We start from the raw sequence: 18,550 nt of genomic DNA, 5'->3' as shown, positions 1-18,550 counted from the left end.
CGGCCCGATCGTGGCAGTCACGGACTACATGAAGGCCGTGCCGGACCAGATCCGCCAGTTCCTGCCGAACGAGTTTGCCTCGCTCGGCGCCGACGGCTTCGGCTTCTCGGACACCCGCGCCGCGGCACGCCGCTTCTTCAAGAACGACATCCACTCGGTTGTGGTCCGTTCCCTGGAGATGCTGGCCCGCCGGGGCGAAGTGGATGCCCAGGCGCCTGCCCAGGCCATCGAGAAGTACCGCCTGCACAATGTCAATGCCGGCACCACCGGCAACGCGGGCGGCGACTCCTAACCGCGCTCCAGCGCAAAAGCGAACGTTCGACGGCGGTCCACACCTGTTGGTGGGGGCCGCCGTCGGGCGTTTAACGGCTCCGAGTCCCGGCGCGTTCCCGCCGCCTCCCTCCGCTGCCTCCCTCCGGGGGGCGGGCCGGCGGCGCTGTGACCCAAGGCAAAGCGAGTTGTAGCCTTCGCACAAATGGAGCTTGGACGGCGCGCCCCGTATGCTCAATGCATGGCAGAGCCGATCACCACTCCCGAAAAACGCAAGCCGGCCTCGAGGGCGATGACTCCGGAAAAAGCCGAGACCCTCAAGAAGCTCCGGGCCAGCGTGGGCCAGCTGTCGACGACGACGCTGCGCCAGCTGGAGAAGTCCCTGCCGTGGTACGGCCGGCTGAACTCGGATGAACGGTCCGCCCTGGGCATGGTGGCCCAGAACGGCATCGCAGCCTTCGTCACCTGGTACGAGCGGCCGAGCTCGCCGTCGTGGATCCTCTCCGACGTCTTCGGCACCGCGCCCACCGAGCTGACCCGCTCCATCAGCCTCCAGAAGGCGCTCCAGCTGATCCGGATCGTCGTGGAAGTCGTGGAGGACCAGGTCCCGGTGATCGCACCCGAGGCGGACCAAGGGGCCCTCCGGGAAGCCGTACTGCGCTACTCGCGGGAGGTCGCGTTCGCGGCCGCCGACGTCTACGCGCGCGCCGCGGAATCCCGCGGCTCCTGGGACACCCGCCTGGAGGCCCTGATTGTCGATGCTATCCTCCGTGGCGAAAACACCGACGCGCTGCGGTCCAGGATCGCGGCCCTGGGCTGGAAAGCACAGGAACGCTTCACCGTGATGGTGGGAAATTCCCCGTCGGAACCCAGCGCCAGCTACGTCAGCGAACTGCGGCGCACCGCGGGGCGCTTCGCCGAGGACGCCCTCGTGGGGATCCAGGGCGACCGTCTCATCCTGATCCTCGGCGGGGTCCATGACCGGGAGACCGCGTACCTGAAGCTCAGCGAACTCTTTGCCCCCGGCCCGGTGGTCTACGGCCCGGAGGCCGGTTCCCTCCTCGAAGCCAGCGGCTCCGCCCAGTCAGCCTTTGCCGGCCTCACCGCGGCCCGGGCGTGGCCTTCCGCGCCGCGGCCGGTGGCGGCCGATGACCTGCTCCCCGAGCGTGTGATCTCCGGCGACGACGCCGCCCGCCGCTCGCTGGTCAAGAACATCTACCGCCCGTTGCTGGCCGCCTCCAACGGCCTGGTGGAGACCCTGGGCACGTACCTCGAGCTGGGCCATTCACTCGAGGCGACGGCGCGCGAACTCTTCGTCCACGCCAACACGGTGCGCTACCGGCTCAAGCGCGTGTGCGACGTCACAGGCTGGGATCCGCTGCTGCCACGGGAGGCATTCGTGCTCCAGACCGCCCTTGTGGTGGGCCGGCTTTCGGCCCCGCCGAAGGCCCCCACGGAGCGGCAGCCTCCCCGCAACGGCTCCTGAACCGTTGTAGACTTCCTACAAACTGACCCAGTGAGCTTGGTGCATGAAAACACGAATGTTCACGCGGTAATTTGGAAAGCTGGTTACGTGCTTGCAATCGTTTGCCCTGGACAGGGCTCCCAGACCCCTGGTTTTCTGGCCCCCTGGCTGGAACTACCACCCGTCGCAGGCCTCCTGGCCTCCCTCAGCGAAATAGCAGGCATCGATCTCACCGCCCACGGCACCACCTCCGATGAGGAGACCATCAAGGACACTGCGGTAGCGCAGCCCCTGATCGTCGCCGCGGGCCTGGTGACCGCGAGCTCACTCTTCGACGTCGAACTCAGCACGCTGCCGGTCATCCTCGCCGGCCACTCCGTCGGCGAAATCACCGCGGCCTCGCTCGCCGGTGTGCTGACGGAAACCGAAGCCATGACGTTTGTCCGCGAACGCGCCAACAGCATGGCCGCCGCGGCTGCCGCCACCCCCACCGGCATGAGCGCCGTCGTGGGCGGCGACCCCGCGGACGTCCTGGCAGCCATTGGGGCGGCCGGAGCCACCGCCGCCAACGTCAACGGGGGCGGCCAGACCGTCGCCGCCGGCACCATGGAGCAGCTCAAGGCCCTGGCCGAGAACCCGCCGGCCAAGGCCCGGGTCATTCCGCTGAAGGTCGCGGGCGCGTTCCACACCGCGCACATGGCCCCCGCCGGCGCGGCCCTGCAGGCCCTGCGCCCGTCACTGCACCCCCAGAACCCGCTGGTTCCGCTGCTGTCCAACTTCGACGGCGCGGAAGTCACCGACGGTGCTGCCGCCGTCGACAGCCTGATCGCCCAGGTGTCCCGTCCGGTCCGCTGGGACCTCTGCATGGAGACGATGGTGCAGCGCGGGGTAACCGGCGTGATCGAACTGGCTCCCGCCGGAACACTGGCCGGCCTGGCCAAGCGCGGCATGCCCGGCGTCAAGACCGTCACCGTCAAGACCCCGGACGACCTCTCCGCGGCCCTGGCCCTATTTGCAGAACTGGAGGGAGGGGCATGAGCGTTCCCACTTTGAAGCAGGCGCCCGTCCAGGAAAACACCCGCATCATGGGTGTCGGCGCGTACCGGCCCAGCGTGATCGTGACTAACGATGACGTGTGCCAGTGGATCGATTCCTCGGATGAGTGGATCCGCCAGCGGACGGGCATCGTCACCCGGCACCGCGCGCCCGCCGATGTCAGCGTGATTGACATGGCCGAGGGCGCCGCACGTGAGGCACTGCAAAAGGCCGGCATCGAGGCCTCCCAGCTCGGCGCCGTGATCGTTTCCACGGTCACCCACCCGTACGCGACCCCCTCTGCTGCCGCGAGCCTCGCCGACCGCCTCGGCGCGACGCCGGCCCCGGCCTTCGACATCTCCGCGGCGTGCGCCGGTTACTGCTACGGCATCGCCCAGGGCGACGCCCTGGTGCGCTCCGGCGCGGCCGCCTACGTCCTGGTGGTCGGTGCCGAGAAGCTCTCCGACGTCATCGACAACACGGAACGGACCATCTCCTTCCTGCTCGGCGACGGCGCGGGCGCCGTCGTGATCGGCCCCTCCGACACGCCGGGCATCGGCCCGTCAGTGTGGGGATCGGACGGCAGCAAGTGGGATGCCATCGGCATGACCCACTCCATGCTGGACATCCGCGAGCTCGCCCTGACCGGCAAGCGCGGCGGCGCTGTCAGCGATGAGGAAGCGGCAGTGACCGACGCGTCCCTGTGGCCGACCCTGCGCCAGGACGGCCAGACCGTCTTCCGCTGGGCCGTCTGGGAGATGGCCAAGGTGGCCCAGCAGGCCCTCGACGCCGCCGGCATCCGGTCCGAGGACCTTGCCGCGTTCATCCCGCACCAGGCCAATATGCGCATCATTGACGAGATGGCCAAGAAGCTGCAGCTGCCGGAGACCGTCAAGATCGCCCGTGACATCGCCGACGCCGGCAACACCTCCGCGGCGTCCATCCCCCTGGCCACCCACCGCCTGCTTGAGGAAAACCCCGAGCTCAGCGGCGGGCTGGCGCTGCAGATCGGCTTCGGAGCCGGACTGGTCTTCGGCGCCCAGGTGGTCGTGCTTCCTTAGGCAGCCACCGCTTTTCCGAACTGAATACGTTCCGCCCGTTATACCTTTGCACCGCATGTCTTTCTTTCCGGGCTCGCCCCCATGCTGTGCTCAGCAAGCATTCCCGCACCAAGCCGAATCCTCGGTTTGAAATCATTCCCGCCCACGGCTGCCGGTATTTTTCCGGCGGCCGCGGGCAACAACCAGAAAAGGAGCCATCAATGGCTAGCAACGAAGAAATCCTGGCCGGCCTGGCTGAAATCGTCAACGAAGAGACCGGCCTGGCCACGGAGGCCGTCGAAATGGACAAGTCCTTCACCGAGGACCTGGACATCGACTCCATCTCGATGATGACCATCGTGGTCAACGCCGAAGAGAAGTTCGGCGTCCGCATCCCGGACGAAGAAGTCAAGAACCTCAAGACCGTCGGCGACGCCGTCAGCTTCATCGCCAACGCCCAGGCCTAGTCTGGCTTCCGCCGGCAACGGCGGACCCCGGTGCCCGGTCCGGGCGCTCCAGCAGTGCCCGGACCGGACCACCATCACATGCATGACCCCATAGTTTTCCCCTCGCAGGCCCCGGCCATCCCGTTCGCGGTTCCGGATACGGCAGGCGCACCGACAGAGAGTGATCCCATGGCACGCAAAGTAGTCATTACCGGTCTGGGTGCCACCACACCCATCGGCGGCGATGTCCCCACGATGTGGAAGAACGCGCTCAAGGGCGTCTCCGGCGCGCACACGCTTGAGGACGACTGGGTGGCAAAGTTCGAGCTGCCTGTCCACTTCGCCGCGCGCGCCACCACGCCCGCCCTCGATGTCCTGACCCGCGTCGAGGCCAAGCGCATGGACCCGTCCACGCAGTTCGCCGTCGTCGCCGCCCGCGAGGCGTGGGCCGACTCCGGCATCACCGAAATCGACCACGACCGTCTGGCGGTTGCCTTCGCGACCGGCATCGGTGGCGTCTGGACCCTCCTGGATGCCTGGGACACCCTGCGCGAAAAGGGACCCCGCCGCGTCCTGCCGATGACCGTCCCCATGCTGATGCCCAACGGCCCGGCCGCTGCGGTTAGCTTGGACCTGGGAGCCCGTGCCGGCGCCCACACCCCCGTTTCCGCCTGCGCGTCCGGCACCGAGGCCGTACACGTTGGCCTGGACCTGATCCGCGCTGGCAAGGCGGACGTCGTCGTCTGCGGCGGCGCGGAAGCCGCCATCCACCCGATGCCGATCGCAGCGTTCGCCTCCATGCAGGCGCTCTCGCGCCGCAACGACGATCCCGAGCACGCCTCACGCCCCTACGACCGTGACCGCGACGGCTTCGTGATGGGCGAGGGCGCCGGTGCCCTGGTGCTCGAAGCCGAGGAACACGCCCTGGCCCGCGGCGCCCGGATTTACGCCGAACTGGCCGGCACCTCGGTCACCGCCGACGCGTACCACATCACCGCCCCGGATCCCGAGGGCCTCGGCGCCACCCGCGCGCTGAAGGCCGCCATGTTCGACGGCCGCATACAGCCCGAGGACATCGTGCATGTCAACGCGCACGCCACCTCCACCCCGGTCGGCGACAAGCCCGAGTACGCCGCCCTCAAGGCCGCCCTGGGCCAGCACGTGGACAGCGTTGCAGTCTCGGCCACCAAGTCCCAGATGGGGCACCTGCTGGGCGCCTCCGGTGCCGTGGAAGCCGTGCTGACCGTCATGGCGATCTACGACCGCAAGGCCCCGGTGACCATCAACCTCGAGAACCAGGACCCGGAAATCCCGCTCGATATCGTCACGACGGCCCGGGACCTGCCCGCCGGCAGCATCGCCGCGCTGAGCAACTCGTTCGGTTTCGGCGGCCACAACGCCGTGATCGCGGTACGCAGCGTGTAGTTCCACCTCTCCGCAGCACGCCGAGAAGGCAGATGGCGGCAATGTTCTTCGTGAACATTGCCGCCATCTGCCTTTTGGCGCCTAGCTATGGAATTGCTGCGGTATAGCGCCCGGTTTGGCCCTAGCCGACCTGGTGGAGCCAGCGCACGGGGGCGCCTTCGGCGGCGTGCCGGAAGGGCTCGAGTTCCTCGTCCCAGGCCTCACCGAGGGCGAGCGAGAGTTCGTGGTAGACGGCCGAGGGGTCGCCGGCGCCGGATTCGTAGGCGTAGCGGATGCGGTCCTCGGACACCATGATGTTGCCGTGGACATCGGTGGTGGCGTGGAAGATCCCCAGCTCCGGGGTGTGCGACCAGCGGCCGCCGTCGACTCCCTGGCTGGGTTCTTCGGTGACTTCGTAGCGCAGATGCGCCCAGCCGCGCAGAGCGGACGCCAATTGAGCCCCCGTGCCCGGCGTACCGGTCCACGACAGCTCGGCCCGGAACATTCCGGGCGCGGCAGGCTGAGCGGTCCACTCCAAGTCCGTCCGCTTATCCACGACAGACCCTATGGCCCACTCAACGTGGGGGCACAAGGCAGTCGGGGCTGAGTGAACGAACAACACACCTCGGGTCAGTGCAACAGACATTCCATCCTCCATAGCTGTAGGTACGTCTTCCCCAACGACCTGTGCCTGGATGTCTGTCTGTTGCGCGGATCCGAAATTATGCCTGCGGTCCCTGCCAGACTACTAATATACAACCGGGTTCGAAGCTGGGACGTGGTTCATTCCAGCTTCAAGTTCAACTTGAAACTTCCCGGGCGTGAGTTTTATTCTGCCCTACCCCTCCTAATTACGCCAGTGCGATTCGGCGCGTCTTTCCCGGCGCGCCGCCACCGTCTCCGCGGACCGGTCTCCGGGCCGGCCCGGACACCGCCTTGCCGGGCAATCCTCAGGCCCGGGGGTGCGCCTGCTGATAGCTCTGCCGGAGCCTCTCCACGGACACGTGGGTGTAGATCTGGGTGGTGGCCAGGCTGCTGTGCCCGAGGATTTCCTGCACCGCACGCAGGTCCGCCCCGCCGTCAAGCAGGTGGGTCGCGGCCGAGTGCCGCAAGGCGTGCGGTCCGGTGGCGGCGGTGTCCCCCAGCCGCTCCAGCATCCCTTTGACCACGCTGCGGACCTGGCGCTGGTCCACCCGTCCGCCGCGGGCGCCCAGGAAGAGCGCTGGACCGCTGGTCCCGGTGGCGAGGGCCGGCCGGCCGCGGCGCAGCCAGTCATCGACGGCGAGCGCCGCCGGCAGCCCGTAGGGCACCGTGCGTTCTTTGTTGCCCTTGCCGAGCACCCGGAGGGTCCTGCGGTCCGGGTCGAGGTCGTCGATGTCCATGCCGGCCAGCTCGCCAACCCGGACACCGGTGGCGTAGAGCAGCTCCACCATGGCGCGGTTGCGCAGGGCCAGCGGTTCCCCCTCGGCCGAGGCGGATTCGGCGTCGTCCACGAGCCGCCGGACCTGTTGCTGGTGCAGGACCCCGGGCAGGGACTTCTCCCGCTTCGGGGCCTTGAGCCGCAGGGCCGGGTCGGCGTCGATCAGCTCCTCGCGGACAGCCCAGGCGGTGAAGGCCCTGGCGGTCGCGGCGCGGCGGGCCAGGGTGGCCCGGGACTTGCCGGACTCGCTCTGGGCGCCCAGCCAGCGCCGCAGGGTCCCGAGCTCCACCCCGGCAAGGTCCTGGACCCCCTCGGTTGCCGCGTGCGCCAGCAGGCTTTCGACGTCGGAGAGGTAGGCCCGCACGGTATGGGCGGACCGGCCCCGCTCGGCTTCCAGGTAGCGGCAGAAGCGTGCGGCGGCAAGCTGCATGGCGGAAGGCAGGGCGGCGGGGGGATCCTGTGTTGACACCCTCCTACTGTCGCAGTAATCCCGGGGCATTCAAGGAGCCGGTCGGCGAGCCGCGCCTTCCCGGCGGCGCTCGTCACGTCAGTCTGCTTTCCTGGAGCGTTTCCAGCCGCCGTGCCGGGATTCCGCCAGGCCCAGCAGCCCCAGCCGGCCAAGCCCGGCGCGGACCGAGTCCGGGCTCAGTCCGGCCACAGTGGCCAGCTTCTCGATAGAGCTGGTGGTGCGCAGCGGCAGGGCATCAAGCAGGATCAGGTCCTCCAGGGTCAGGCCGTCGTGGACCTCGGCCCGGCCGGCCTTGTCCGGGGGCATCGCCTCGCCGCTCGGGGAGGCGAGCTCGGCGATTTCCCCGGCATCCGTGACGCACACGGCCCCGCCTTCGCGCAGGAGCCGGTGGCAGCCGGCGGAGTTGGCGCTGTGGATGGAACCGGGCACGGCGCCCACGGCCCGGCCGAGGGTTTCGGCATGGTGGGCCGTGTTGAGGGCGCCGGAGCGCCACCGGGCCTCGACGACCACCGTGACGGAGGCCAGCGCCGCAATGAGCCGGTTGCGCTGCAGGAACCGGTAACGGGTGGGCGCGGATCCGGGCGGGACCTCGGCCAGGACCGCGCCGTGGTCCGCCACCGCCCGGAGCAGGTCCTCGTTGCCGGAGGGGTAGAAGCGGTCAACTCCCCCGGCCATGACGGCAATGGTGGGCACGCCGCCCGTGCCGCCGGCCAGGGCGGCCCTGTGGGCGTGGGCGTCAATCCCGTAGGCACCCCCGGAGACGATCGTGAAGCCACGCTGGGCCAGCGAGTACGCGAGGTCACCCGTGACCGAAGCCCCGTAGCTGGTGCTGTCCCGGGACCCCACCAGGGCTATGGACTTGGTGGCTGGCGGCAGTTCCTGCGCCACACCGCGCCACCACAGGCAGAAGGGCTCCTGCAGGCCGAGGTCCGCCAGCTGGCGCGGCCACAACTCATCCGTGGGAATGATGATCCGTCCGCCGAGCCGCTGCATGGTGGCCAGGTCCCGCTCCGGTGCGAGGTCGGGCACGCGGGGCGCCCAGCGCTTCAGTGCCTCAGTGAGTCCTGACCAGCTGCTGCCAGAGCCACTGTCCGCCAGGATTCCGGTGATCTCCTGCTCGAGCTCGGGACCGGCCTCGAGCCCGCCGCTGGCAATCCGCAGGGCGTCTTGCGCTCCCGCGGCCTGCACCAGTGCCAGCGCCGCCGCGTCCTGCGGTTCGAAAAGCCGGGACAGGGCGGCCCGGGCTGTTCGTTCGTCATCAATCATGGTTGTTCCTTTCGCGGAGGCTAGGGGCGGCGCCGTGCTGGGACAGGCTTAGGGGTAGGCCGTGGCGGCCTGGCGGAGGCCCAGCGCCTGCCCGACATCGTCACCGTCCGGCGCGTCGCGCCGGGAGAGGTCCGCAAGGGTCCAGGCGAGACGCAGGACGCGGTCGTAACCGCGGGCGGTCAGGACACCACGCTCCAGTGCGTAGTCCAGGATGCGGGTGGTGGGGGCATCGAGCCGGAGAGCTCCGCGCAGCAGCCGCCCCGGCACCTGCGCGTTGGTTTCCATCCCGAATGGCAGCAGCCGCTCGAGCTGGCGGCTCCGGGCGGCCCGGACCCGTTCCGCGATGCTGGCGGTGCCTTCCTCGGGCGCAGGCTGGCCGAAGCCGGCGAGCGACACCCGCTCGACTTCGAGCTGGATATCCACCCGGTCCAGCAGCGGCCCAGACATCCGGGCCTGGTACCGGCGGCGCATGGTGGGGGTGCAGATGCAGTCCACCCCTTTGCCAGTAGCCTTGCCGCAGGGACACGGGTTGGCCGCGAGGACCAGCTGAAACCGGGCGGGATAGGCTGCTGACCCGGCGGAGCGGTGGATGACCAGCTCACCGCTTTCCAGCGGCTGCCGCAGGGCGTCCAGGACGCCGCGATCGTACTCCGGCGCTTCGTCAAGGAAGAGCACTCCGCGGTGGGCACGGGACGCCGCCCCGGGCCGCGGCAGCCCGGACCCGCCACCGATAATGGCCACGGCGGTGGCGGTGTGGTGCGGGTTCTCGTAGGGTGGCCGGCGCAGGAGCTGCACGGAGCCCGACGGCAGCGAACACAGGGAGTGGATGGCGGTGACCTCCATGGCCTCGGTGTCGCCGAGGTCCGGCAGCAGGCCGGGCAGCCGCTCGGCCAGCATGGTCTTGCCGGCGCCCGGCGGTCCCGTCAGCAGCAGGTGGTGGGCGCCGGCAGCGGCCACCTCCAGGGCGTGCCGCGCCGCTGCCTGGCCGGAGACATCGCACATGTCAGGTGCCAGTGCGGGGCTTGTGTCTGTACCGGGGCCGTCCGCGTCGTCCGGCTCGGGTTCGAAATCGAGCGCCAGGTCCTGCGGGTCCGCGCCGCAGTCGAACGCGAGCCGGGCCAGTGTGCCGTAGCCCCGGACCTGTGCCCCCGGGACGAGCTCGGCCTCTGCCACGTTGGCCCGCGCCACGATGACCTCGGGATAACCGGCCCGGACCGCGGCCATCACGGCCGGAAGGATGCCCCGGACGGGTCGCAGCCGCCCGTCCAGGCCAAGCTCGGCGATAAAGACCGTGCGGCCCGTGGGCCGGATGTCTTCCGCCGCCAGCAGTACCGCCATGGCGATGGCGAGGTCGAAGCCCGAGCCGCGTTTGGGCAGGGACGCCGGGATGAGGTTGGCCGTGATCTTCCGGCGGCTCAGCGGGATCCCCGAGTTCTGGGCCGCGGAGCGGATCCGTTCCTTGGCCTCGTTAAGTGAGGCGTCCGGCAGGCCCAGGATCACGAACGCCGGCAGGGTCTGGCCGATGTCGGCCTCGACCTCCACGATGTAGCCGTTGAGGCCCACGAGGGCGACGGAATAGGTCCGGCCCAGGGCCACCTACCCCACCCCCTTGAGGTGCTCGACGGCGGGCTCCCCGACGCCGTCGTCCAGCACGGCGATCACGTCCACGCGTCGCAGAGGCATCCGCACCTCATGGTCCCGGCACCACGCCGACGCGAGCCGGTGGAGGCGGGCCAGCTTGTCCGCGCCGACCGCCTCGAAGGGATGCCCGTACGCCAGGGACTTCCGGGTTTTCACCTCGGCGATGACCAGCGCGTCGCCATCGAGCGCGACAATGTCGATCTCACCCTCGGCACAGCGCCAGTTCCGGTCCACCACCCGCATACCGAGCGATTCAAGATACCCGGCGGCGAGTTCCTCCCCGCGCCGGCCCAGCACATCCTTGGCTCTCATGACACCAGCGTGGGGTACCGCTACCTACGAACACAGGGAACACTTTGGCTATGTGGAAACTTCCCCGAAGCGCGGGCCGGGGGCCCCTGGTCCGGGCTGTTCGAGGGCTGGCCTAACTTGGACAGCCATGTTAGGAACGACAGCAAGGCCAGCCATCTACGAATGTTCTGTAAGCGGAAGACAGACAACGGAGGTGAGGAGCGCCGGCTACCCGGTTTCAAGCTGGTTAACTGCATGCTCGCGGAACGAACCGCAGGAGGAACAGGAATGAAAGTACTTTTCCTCGATGTTGATGGAGTCGTCAACCGCGTGGGTACGAGAGAGCGCTATCGCGGCTTCATGGGCATCGACCCCGTCCTGGCATCAAAGGTCGGCAAGATCATCCTCGACACTGATGCGGCCGTTGTCCTTACGTCCACATGGCGTCACTTCCAAGGCGGCCGTGAAGAAGTCGACCGACACGTCTACAAGACCTTTGACGTTACTCCGACAGCCGACACTGGTTTTCGTGGCGAGGAAGTGAAGATGTGGCTGGACCAGCATCCGAACGTCACCCGCTTTGCCATTCTCGATGATGACACCGACTTCTATGATGATCAGCCGTTATTCAAGACCAACTGGCAAACGGGAATCACCGACGAAGTTGCGCAGCAGGTAACCGAGTATCTCAACAGCAAGGAGAAACCCCCCGGTGGCAGACAAGGGTGAAAGGTGAACCGCTGCTAGCCGAGGGAACCTGTTGGCGGTACGAACTTTCCGAGAATGGGTCCCAGCAAGGCGCTGAATTCCTCATTCAGGTGATTCGTATCGAAGTAGACGACCACTCCACCGATCACCGCGTAGCAGTCTCGACGGTCGCAGAAATGGTCCGTCAGGTCGATCAGGGAAACGCCGGGATTTCGAGCAGACCTGGCGGCCATGGTGAGCGGATCCTGCGGCTGCGCCACTGCCAGCGGAACAGCGCACTGGGCCGGATTCGCCTCATTCAAGGACACGCAGTCCGCGGACCTCACCCCGGCATTCAACGGAGGGTCCGCCAGCACGTAAACTTTGGCGCCCGCATCCGTCCACTTCTTCCATGTCCGCTCGAACCCCTCGCCAAACTGCTGCCCTTCCGGGGCCCCAGAGCCGTCGTCGACCTTCATATCCCGGGCGAATGCGGAGGAAAAGACGGCGGCCGGCCGGTCCGTGGCGACGGCGCCGGCAACAGCCGCGGACCAGTCCATGCACCGTCTCGCTTCGGCCGGGTTGGTCTTGCCCTCATACCCAATGAAATGAACGTCAGACACGGGGCAGCCGCCGAGCATGGCCGTCTTGACCAGCCAATGCCGTTCCCGGGCCAGGGCAAAGATGGCACCCTGCCACTGCTGGGCGTGGGAATCCCCCACCAGCCAGACAACCTTGGGATTTGGCCTGCCGGCGGAGAAATCACACGAAACGTGCGTCTTGGTTCCGCCTGCCATCAGGGCCGTGAGTGCAGCCCCGCATTCCGGCGCCACGTTCCAGTACCGGTTGGCCTCTGTCATGACGGGAACGGTGGCCGGCCCGAAGCGGCCAGGGCAGTGCGCGCCTGGTTCCATGGCCCGGGGTCCACGGCAGGGCGAACGCTCTGCCGTGGCGATGGCCTCCTCCGCGGCAGCGTTCTGCACCCCCCAGGCCCAGGTTTGGCCTGCCGCGATGCAGCCGATGACCGCAATGCCTGCCGCCATCGCCAGGAAGCTGCGGCGGTTACTGCGGGCCAGGATTCGGGCTTTCTGTCCGCGGTCTTCGACAAAGGCCTTGGTGACGGCGGCCAGGGCAACCGCTACCAGTACGATTGCCAGCTTGTCTATCGAACCCAGTTGCCTGTCCAGCACGAACGGGGCCAGAACAATAAGCGGCCAGTGCCAGAGATAGACCGAATACGAAATATTGCCAAGATACTGGACAGGGCCCACGGCAGTCACCTTGTCATGCACCAAGGGTCCGCGACCGCCGCTGGCGATGACCAGTGCCGTCCCCAGCACCGGCAGGAGCGCGGCGACGCCGGGGAAGTCGGTCTGCTCGGTAAAGAACAGACCGGAGAGCAGTATCAGGGCCAGCCCGGATAAGGATGCCGCATTGGCCGCTGCCCGTCCGAGGGCAAGCCGGGGCCCCGCGACGGCGATCAACGCCCCGGCACCGAACTCCCATGCACGGACCGGGGTCGCAAAGTACGCCTGGTTGTGGGCGAACTCAGTCATCAGCACAGACACGATCAGGCTTAGGATGCAGAGACCACCGATGCCCAGGCCAAGCACCCGCTCCGGGCTCCGCTTCAACCGGCGCGCGAGCACGAAAAGTCCGGCCAGAAGCAGCGGCCACAGCAGATAGAACTGTTCCTCTACTGACAGAGACCAGTAGTGCTGGGCCACCGTTGCGGACTGCGTCGACGCCGAGTAGTCGACAGATTTGGCGGCCAGCACCCAGTTTTCGCCGTAGATGGCGGTGGCCAAGACTTCCTGGGCCGTGGCCGGCCAGCGGGAGAACGGAAGCCAGATCATGACCGCGGCGCTGGCTGCTACCAGCACCAGGAAAGCGGCCGGCAGCAGGCGCCTGACCCGCCGGGCATAGAACGATGTGAGGCGCAGACGGCCCGTTGCGGACAGCTCCTTGTTCAGGTGCGAAGTGATCAGGTAACCGGAGATGACAAAGAACACATCCACGCCCACGTAACCGCCGGTCAGCCGGGCGGGCCACAAATGGTTCAGCACCACTAGGCCGACGGCCACAGCCCGGAGCGCCTGAATGTCCGTGCGAAAAGCTGCCCGCCCTGTCCGTGCTGGTGGGGACTCCGCACGTGCGGACTCGGACAAAAGTGCTGTGGGCATGGAGGAAACGATAGTGCATTCTCAGCAACGGCCCGGCCACCGTCAGAGCCTCCGGCTGAACCGAGCCCCAGGCGCGTTACCGCAGGTCATCTGCCGGATCGCGTGTCCGCGAGCAGACGTCCGAAAATTCCCGCAGGGCAGGCGGCGCCAGGATTCAAAACCGTGGCGGCATTGACGGGACCTGTTGAGGCGATTGTCAGGCCACGAAACGTAGCCAGCGCCCGCATGGCCCGCCTAGGCTTTTCCCAACCCCCTGGCACTCCGCTGGGGCGCCTGCATTCTTTCCAAAGGAGCGGCGTATGGATGATCGCGCGGCTCCGACGCTGGCGGAGACCCAACCGTTGGGAACGTACCAGCCCACGGAACCGGTTCCCCGCGAGCCGGGTGGGCAGGCTGCGCCCACTTGGTTCCCGCCAACGCCCGGGCGCCAGCCGGTGCCGGCGTCAGAGTCCACGCCGGCGCCCGCGCCAACCCGGCCTGAGCCTGGGCCTGAGCCTGAGCCTGGACCTGCGGCTCCGGCGGTAAAACGCAAGCACCGGATGCGGCGGCTCCTCGCCAGGGTCTTCAAACTCGGCCTCGCCATGGTGGTCCTCACAGAGCTGGCCGCCGTCTCTTTCATCTGGTTCGCTCCACCACGTACCGCCTTCATGCTGCAGACCGGCGGCCCGATCGCCTACCAGTACGTATCCCTGAACCACATCAGCCGCTACGTCATTGCCGCGGCCGTTGCCCACGAAGACCAACGGCTGGGAACGCGCGTTGGCGCGTTCGACTTTGATGATTTCCGGGACAGAGCGGTCGCCTACCTGCAGGGGAAGGAAGACCCGAGCGGCTCCACGGTCCCGCAACAGCTCGTGAAGAACATCTTCCTGTGGCCTGAACCGAATCCGCTGAGGAAGGGCCTGGAGGCAGGGCTTGCGACCGAGTTCAGCCTCACCCTGAGCCCGCAACGGATCATGGAGCTGTATCTGAACTACGCGCAATTCGGTCCGAAGCTGTACGGCATCTGTGCAGCGAGCTGGTACTACTTCGACGAACCCCCGTGGAAGATGTCCGAGTATCAGGCCGCGCAATTGATGGGGGTCCTGCCACTGCCCACACTCGTCACCCGGTCCGCCGAAGGTGGAATCTATCTGGGCCCGGGGGTCCATCCCAAAGTGTGGGACTACGTCAACGGTGCGGCCAACGTGTGGGTCCCCAAACAGATCGAGGGTCTCGGCGGATGGAAGGCGGCCGTGGCAACCATCGGCATCTCCGACACAGCGACCGACCACGCGGCCGAGCGAGGAACCGCAAACCCGGATGGCTGCAGTTCGTACCCGAAGAGTGTGCTGGACCTGCTGCGGCAGCACGGCATTGCACTGGACCGCAACGGGCACCCAGCGCCACTGAGAGGCTAGGAAAACTGGGGCTAAGAAGACCAGGGCTGGGAAGCCAGGGTCAGTTGCCCAGGTCCTCGACCTTGGGAAGGGCGAGTTCCTCGCTGCGCGGCAGTTCCTCGACGTTGACGTCCTTGAACGTGATGACGCGGACGCTCTTGACGAACCGGGCGGAGCGGTAGACGTCCCACACCCAGGCGTCCTGCAGGGTCAGGTCGAAGTAGACCTCGCCGTCGGCGCTGCGGGCCTGCAGGTCAACGTGGTTGGCAAGGTAGAAACGCCGTTCGGTCTCGACCACATAGCTGAACAGCCCGACGACGTCGCGGTATTCGCGGTAGAGCTGTAGCTCCATGTCGGTTTCATAGTTTTCAAGGTCCTCGGCACTCATGGTTCCATCTTGCACCATCCGGCGCCGGCCGCGCGCCACCGAGCCGGAGCCGTGCGCCACTGGCCGCCACCGGCGGGGAGCGCCTGCCCGCTAGAGCAGCTGCCAGCTGACCCGGTGGTAAGGCGTGGGTCCGGCGGTCCGCAGCGCCTCCTTGTGCACCCCGGTACCGTAGCCCTTGTTCTCGTCCCAGCCGTAGGCAGGGTATTGGAGGTGCAGCTCGCACATCATCGCATCACGCTCCACCTTCGCGAGGATGCTGGCCGCGGCGACGCTAAGGCACTGCATGTCGGCTTTCACCAGCGTGTGCACCGGCGCGTCGCAGCCGGGTTCGGCGGGGCCTTCGTCAAACAATGAGGGCTGGAGATCGGGCGAGAGCCAGTTGTGGCTGCCGTCCAGCAGGACCACCTCGGGCCGGAAACCGGCGGCGAGGACGGCGAACCAGGCCCGGTTGCCGGCAAGGCGGAGGGCGGCAATGATCCCGAACTCGTCAATCTCGTTCGCGGACGCATGTCCGACGGCGGAGGCGACGCACCACTCCCGCACCAGCGGCACCAGCCGCTCCCGGTCCGCGACCTTGAGCAGCTTGCTGTCCCGGACATCGGCCAGGAGCTTTTGCTGCTGCAGGTCCACGACGGCGATCCCCACGCTGACGGGGCCGGCGAGGGCACCGCGGCCCACCTCGTCGATGCCTGCGAGAAGCCGGGCGCCGGAGCTGCGGAAGCGGCGTTCGTAGTCGAGGGTAGGGGCGACTGACATGGCGGGCGGCTTACTTTCCGGACGGTGCGGGCACGGCCCGGAAGACGTCCGGGTAGTTATCCAGGGCCGATATCCTGTTCAGCGGCCACGCGATGACGGCAGCCTTGCCTTCGATGTCGGACTCGTTGACGAAGCCGCCATTGGTGTCCATGTGGGCGCGGGAATCGGCGGAGTGGTTGCGGTTGTCGCCCATGACCCAGACCTTGCCCGCGGGCACCACGACGTCGAAGTCGCGAACCTGGGGAATCTCTGCGGAATTGATGTACTTCTCGTTCAGCGGCGTGCCGTTGACGGTGAGCTGGCCGCCGGCGTCGCAGCAGACCACGTGGTCGCCCGGGAGCCCGATGACGCGCTTGACCAGGTGCTGTTCCGAGTTATCCGGAAGCAACCCGACGAACGTCAGCCCGTCCTGCACCCAGGTAAACGGGCCCTTCGTCTTCGCGGCTGCGGGGGCAAGCCAGCCCTGGCTGTCCCTGAACACCACGACGTCCCCGTGTTGGAGCGCCATGGGCTCCGGCACGAGGAGGTTCACGAAGATGCGGTCGTTCACATCGAGGGTATTGACCATGGATTCGGACGGGATGTAGAAGGCCCGGAACAGGAAGGTCTTGATCAGGAAGGACAGCACGATTGCCACGATGACCACCGTGGCAACCTCCTTCAGCCACAGGAAAAGCGGACTGTGCCCTTCACGGGCCTTGGCCTTCCTGGCCCGGCGCGAGGACGCATCCGCGTGGGCGGGACCGGCGGCCCGGTCCCTGTCGGCCCGGTCTCTGTCGGTCGGTTCCCTGTCGGCTTGGTCGCCGTCGCCCTGGTCGCCGTCGATCCGATCAGCTCGCTGCGCTCCGGTGCCTTCGTCCTGCGACGCCGACGTCGGGGCACCAGCACGCGCCACAGGCCCCGCCGCGTCTGGCGCACCAGCCGGTGGATCCGCCGGCTCGTCCCCGGGGATCGCCGAGGCGGTAACCCGGGGTCGGTCCTGACCCTGCGGATCAGGAGTGCGCGGTTCGGTCTCGGGCATCTACTGTCCGTTCGTCGTCGTCGTTGTCGCAGCCGGTTCGGGCCGCGCTACTGCTGCAAATCTATCAAGCGGCCAGATGATCTGTACCGGTCTGCCAATGACGCGTTCCAGCGGCACCATGCCGCCGCCCGGGGCGCCGAGGAGGCTCCGGGAATCGGCCGACAGGGAGCGGTGGTCCCCCATGAGCCAGAGCCGTCCCGCCGGCACCGCAACAGCGAACTTCACCTCACTGGGGGTGTCACCCGAATATATGTACGGTTCCGCAACTTGCTGGCCGTTGACTGTGAGCTTGCCGCCGGCATCGCAACAGACCACGCGGTCGCCCGGCAGTCCGATAACGCGCTTAACATACGTGGTGTCGCTGCCCGCGAGGCCCAGCCAGCGTCCGGCCTCGGCGAGGGTGTCCACCACGGGGCCGTTGCCGCTGCCCAGGGGGGCGAAGGAGCCGCGGCCGTCGAAGACCACTACCTCCCCCCGGCGCAGGGGTTCAGCCTGGAAGCCGGTCCGCGCCACCAGGATCCGGTCCCCGGTGTGGAGGAGCGGTTCCATGGAGGCGGACGGGATGAAGAAGATGTCCACCCACAGTGAGCGGACCACGGCGCTGATGACCACGGCGAGCACCAGCGCCAGCAACGCAAAACGCCAGCCCGGTTTCCTGGGCTGGCGTTTTGGCTGTTCCATGTTCCGTATCCCTTGGCGCTGTCGTGAACTAAATTGCGCTGTTGCGGATAACTCCGGCGCCGCATTAGCTGACGCACCGGGTACGGTCCGTGGAGCCGCGGTGGAAGCCTGCGGTGTAAGTCTGGAAGGACTTACTTAGCGGGCTGGAAGTCGCGCTTTTCCTTGATCTTCGCGGCCTTACCACGCAGGTTACGCATGTAGTAAAGCTTGGCGCGGCGCACGTCACCCTTGGAGACGAGCTCGATCTTGTCGATGATCGGGGAGTGCACCGGGAAGGTACGCTCTACGCCGACACCGAAGGAGACCTTGCGGACGGTGAAGGTTTCGCGGACGCCATCGCCGTGGCGGCCCAGGACGAAGCCCTGGAAGACCTGGACGCGGGAGTTCTTGCCTTCGATGATGTTCACGTGAACCTTGATGGTGTCACCCGCGCGGAACGCGGGAACATCGGTGCGCAGCGAGGCTGCATCTACGGAATCGAGGATATGCATTGATCCACTCCTGGTGAACGCCACAGGTCACTCACGTTGGGTTACGGCGGCCAAACCCGGGGGCATATGCCGCCCGGAAATTTCCGCCGAAAGTTTGTCAATCCGGCCCTGTCAGGAATAGACGGGACCGGGGTGCCGGGCTGTTGGTAGCGCTCCCCCTGTGGCAGGTTCGCAACCCAGCAGGCACAAGGACTAATTTTGCCACATTTTATGCGGG

General features: G+C 67.5%; 18 protein-coding genes and 1 pseudogene. 8 read left to right on the top strand and 11 right to left on the bottom strand.

The window, feature by feature from the left end; all coding sequences use genetic code 11:
* The 6 genes and pseudogenes from AC1DKQ_RS16150 to fabF all read left to right on the top strand — a co-directional run.
* Positions 1-292: pseudogene (locus tag AC1DKQ_RS16150) on the top strand (pyruvate dehydrogenase (acetyl-transferring), homodimeric type); the annotation flags it as partial.
* A 219-nt stretch (positions 293-511) separates the two neighbouring features.
* A complete protein-coding gene (locus tag AC1DKQ_RS16145) occupies positions 512-1,756 on the top strand; it encodes a PucR family transcriptional regulator (protein WP_090578659.1) in 1,245 nt (414 codons plus the stop codon).
* Positions 1,757-1,843: 87 nt separating this feature from the next.
* Positions 1,844-2,773, top strand: a complete 930-nt coding sequence (locus AC1DKQ_RS16140) for an ACP S-malonyltransferase (protein ID WP_476884821.1) — start codon at positions 1,844-1,846, stop codon at positions 2,771-2,773.
* Positions 2,770-3,831: a beta-ketoacyl-ACP synthase III gene (locus AC1DKQ_RS16135; RefSeq protein WP_476884820.1), complete on the top strand. Its 1,062-nt coding sequence runs from the start codon at positions 2,770-2,772 to the stop codon at positions 3,829-3,831. Before AC1DKQ_RS16140 ends, AC1DKQ_RS16135 begins: the two co-directional genes overlap by 4 nt.
* Before the next feature lie 200 nt (positions 3,832-4,031).
* On the top strand, positions 4,032-4,277 hold the full coding sequence (locus AC1DKQ_RS16130; protein WP_018773434.1) for an acyl carrier protein: 246 nt from the start codon (positions 4,032-4,034) through the stop codon (positions 4,275-4,277).
* 168 nt (positions 4,278-4,445) lie between these two features.
* A complete protein-coding gene (gene fabF / locus AC1DKQ_RS16125; protein WP_476884819.1) occupies positions 4,446-5,681 on the top strand; it encodes a beta-ketoacyl-ACP synthase II in 1,236 nt (411 codons plus the stop codon).
* Positions 5,682-5,802: 121 nt separating this feature from the next.
* On the opposite strand, the gene AC1DKQ_RS16120 is transcribed toward fabF, so the two are convergent.
* The 5 genes from AC1DKQ_RS16120 to AC1DKQ_RS16100 form a co-directional block, all read right to left on the bottom strand.
* A complete protein-coding gene (locus tag AC1DKQ_RS16120; RefSeq protein ID WP_026266435.1) occupies positions 5,803-6,306 on the bottom strand; it encodes a DUF3145 domain-containing protein in 504 nt (167 codons plus the stop codon).
* A 304-nt stretch (positions 6,307-6,610) separates the two neighbouring features.
* Positions 6,611-7,510 carry a tyrosine recombinase XerC gene (locus tag AC1DKQ_RS16115; protein WP_476884828.1) on the bottom strand — a complete coding sequence of 300 codons (900 nt, stop codon included), beginning with the start codon at positions 7,508-7,510 and terminating at the stop codon, positions 6,611-6,613.
* Positions 7,511-7,627: 117 nt separating this feature from the next.
* Positions 7,628-8,815 (bottom strand): DNA-processing protein DprA, encoded by a 1,188-nt coding sequence (dprA, locus tag AC1DKQ_RS16110; protein WP_476884818.1) that lies wholly within the window; start codon positions 8,813-8,815, stop codon positions 7,628-7,630.
* Between the two features lie 48 nt (positions 8,816-8,863).
* Positions 8,864-10,411: a YifB family Mg chelatase-like AAA ATPase gene (locus AC1DKQ_RS16105; protein ID WP_476884817.1), complete on the bottom strand. Its 1,548-nt coding sequence runs from the start codon at positions 10,409-10,411 to the stop codon at positions 8,864-8,866.
* The gene (locus AC1DKQ_RS16100; RefSeq protein ID WP_476884816.1) at positions 10,412-10,768 is read right to left on the bottom strand and encodes a YraN family protein; all 357 of its coding nucleotides are present in this window, start codon (positions 10,766-10,768) and stop codon (positions 10,412-10,414) included.
* Between the two features lie 267 nt (positions 10,769-11,035).
* Here AC1DKQ_RS16100 and AC1DKQ_RS16095 point away from each other — a divergent pair, with 267 nt between their 5' ends.
* Positions 11,036-11,476, top strand: coding sequence for an HAD domain-containing protein (locus AC1DKQ_RS16095; protein WP_476884815.1), 441 nt, complete (start codon positions 11,036-11,038; stop codon positions 11,474-11,476).
* Between the two features lie 14 nt (positions 11,477-11,490).
* Here AC1DKQ_RS16095 and AC1DKQ_RS16090 read toward each other — a convergent pair whose 3' ends face one another.
* Entirely contained in the window at positions 11,491-13,617 is a 2,127-nt protein-coding gene (locus AC1DKQ_RS16090; RefSeq protein ID WP_476884814.1) for an acyltransferase family protein, read from the bottom strand.
* Between the two features lie 539 nt (positions 13,618-14,156).
* On the opposite strand from AC1DKQ_RS16090, the gene AC1DKQ_RS16085 reads away from it, so the two are divergent.
* Positions 14,157-15,017, top strand: a complete 861-nt coding sequence (locus AC1DKQ_RS16085; RefSeq protein ID WP_476884813.1) for a transglycosylase domain-containing protein — start codon at positions 14,157-14,159, stop codon at positions 15,015-15,017.
* A gap of 40 nt (positions 15,018-15,057) precedes the next feature.
* On the opposite strand, the gene AC1DKQ_RS16080 is transcribed toward AC1DKQ_RS16085, so the two are convergent.
* The 5 genes from AC1DKQ_RS16080 to rplS all read right to left on the bottom strand — a co-directional run bounded on the left by AC1DKQ_RS16080 (position 15,058) and on the right by rplS (position 18,333).
* Positions 15,058-15,384, bottom strand: a complete 327-nt coding sequence (locus tag AC1DKQ_RS16080) for a DUF2469 domain-containing protein (protein WP_018773443.1) — start codon at positions 15,382-15,384, stop codon at positions 15,058-15,060.
* 90 nt (positions 15,385-15,474) lie between these two features.
* Complete coding sequence (locus AC1DKQ_RS16075; RefSeq protein ID WP_476884812.1) at positions 15,475-16,140, bottom strand: ribonuclease HII; 666 nt, start codon at positions 16,138-16,140, stop codon at positions 15,475-15,477.
* 10 nt (positions 16,141-16,150) lie between these two features.
* A complete protein-coding gene (gene lepB, locus AC1DKQ_RS16070; RefSeq protein ID WP_476919570.1) occupies positions 16,151-17,035 on the bottom strand; it encodes a signal peptidase I in 885 nt (294 codons plus the stop codon).
* 126 nt (positions 17,036-17,161) lie between these two features.
* Positions 17,162-17,842: a signal peptidase I gene (gene lepB, locus AC1DKQ_RS16065; protein WP_476919569.1), complete on the bottom strand. Its 681-nt coding sequence runs from the start codon at positions 17,840-17,842 to the stop codon at positions 17,162-17,164.
* A 131-nt stretch (positions 17,843-17,973) separates the two neighbouring features.
* On the bottom strand, positions 17,974-18,333 hold the full coding sequence (gene rplS, locus AC1DKQ_RS16060; protein ID WP_476884809.1) for a 50S ribosomal protein L19: 360 nt from the start codon (positions 18,331-18,333) through the stop codon (positions 17,974-17,976).
* Positions 18,334-18,550 lie beyond the last annotated feature (217 nt).

Source organism: Arthrobacter sp. 05L421 (assembly GCF_056397785.1).
The sequence above is the reverse complement of the archived record's forward strand: the minus strand, read 5'-3'. Positions and strand labels throughout refer to the sequence as shown.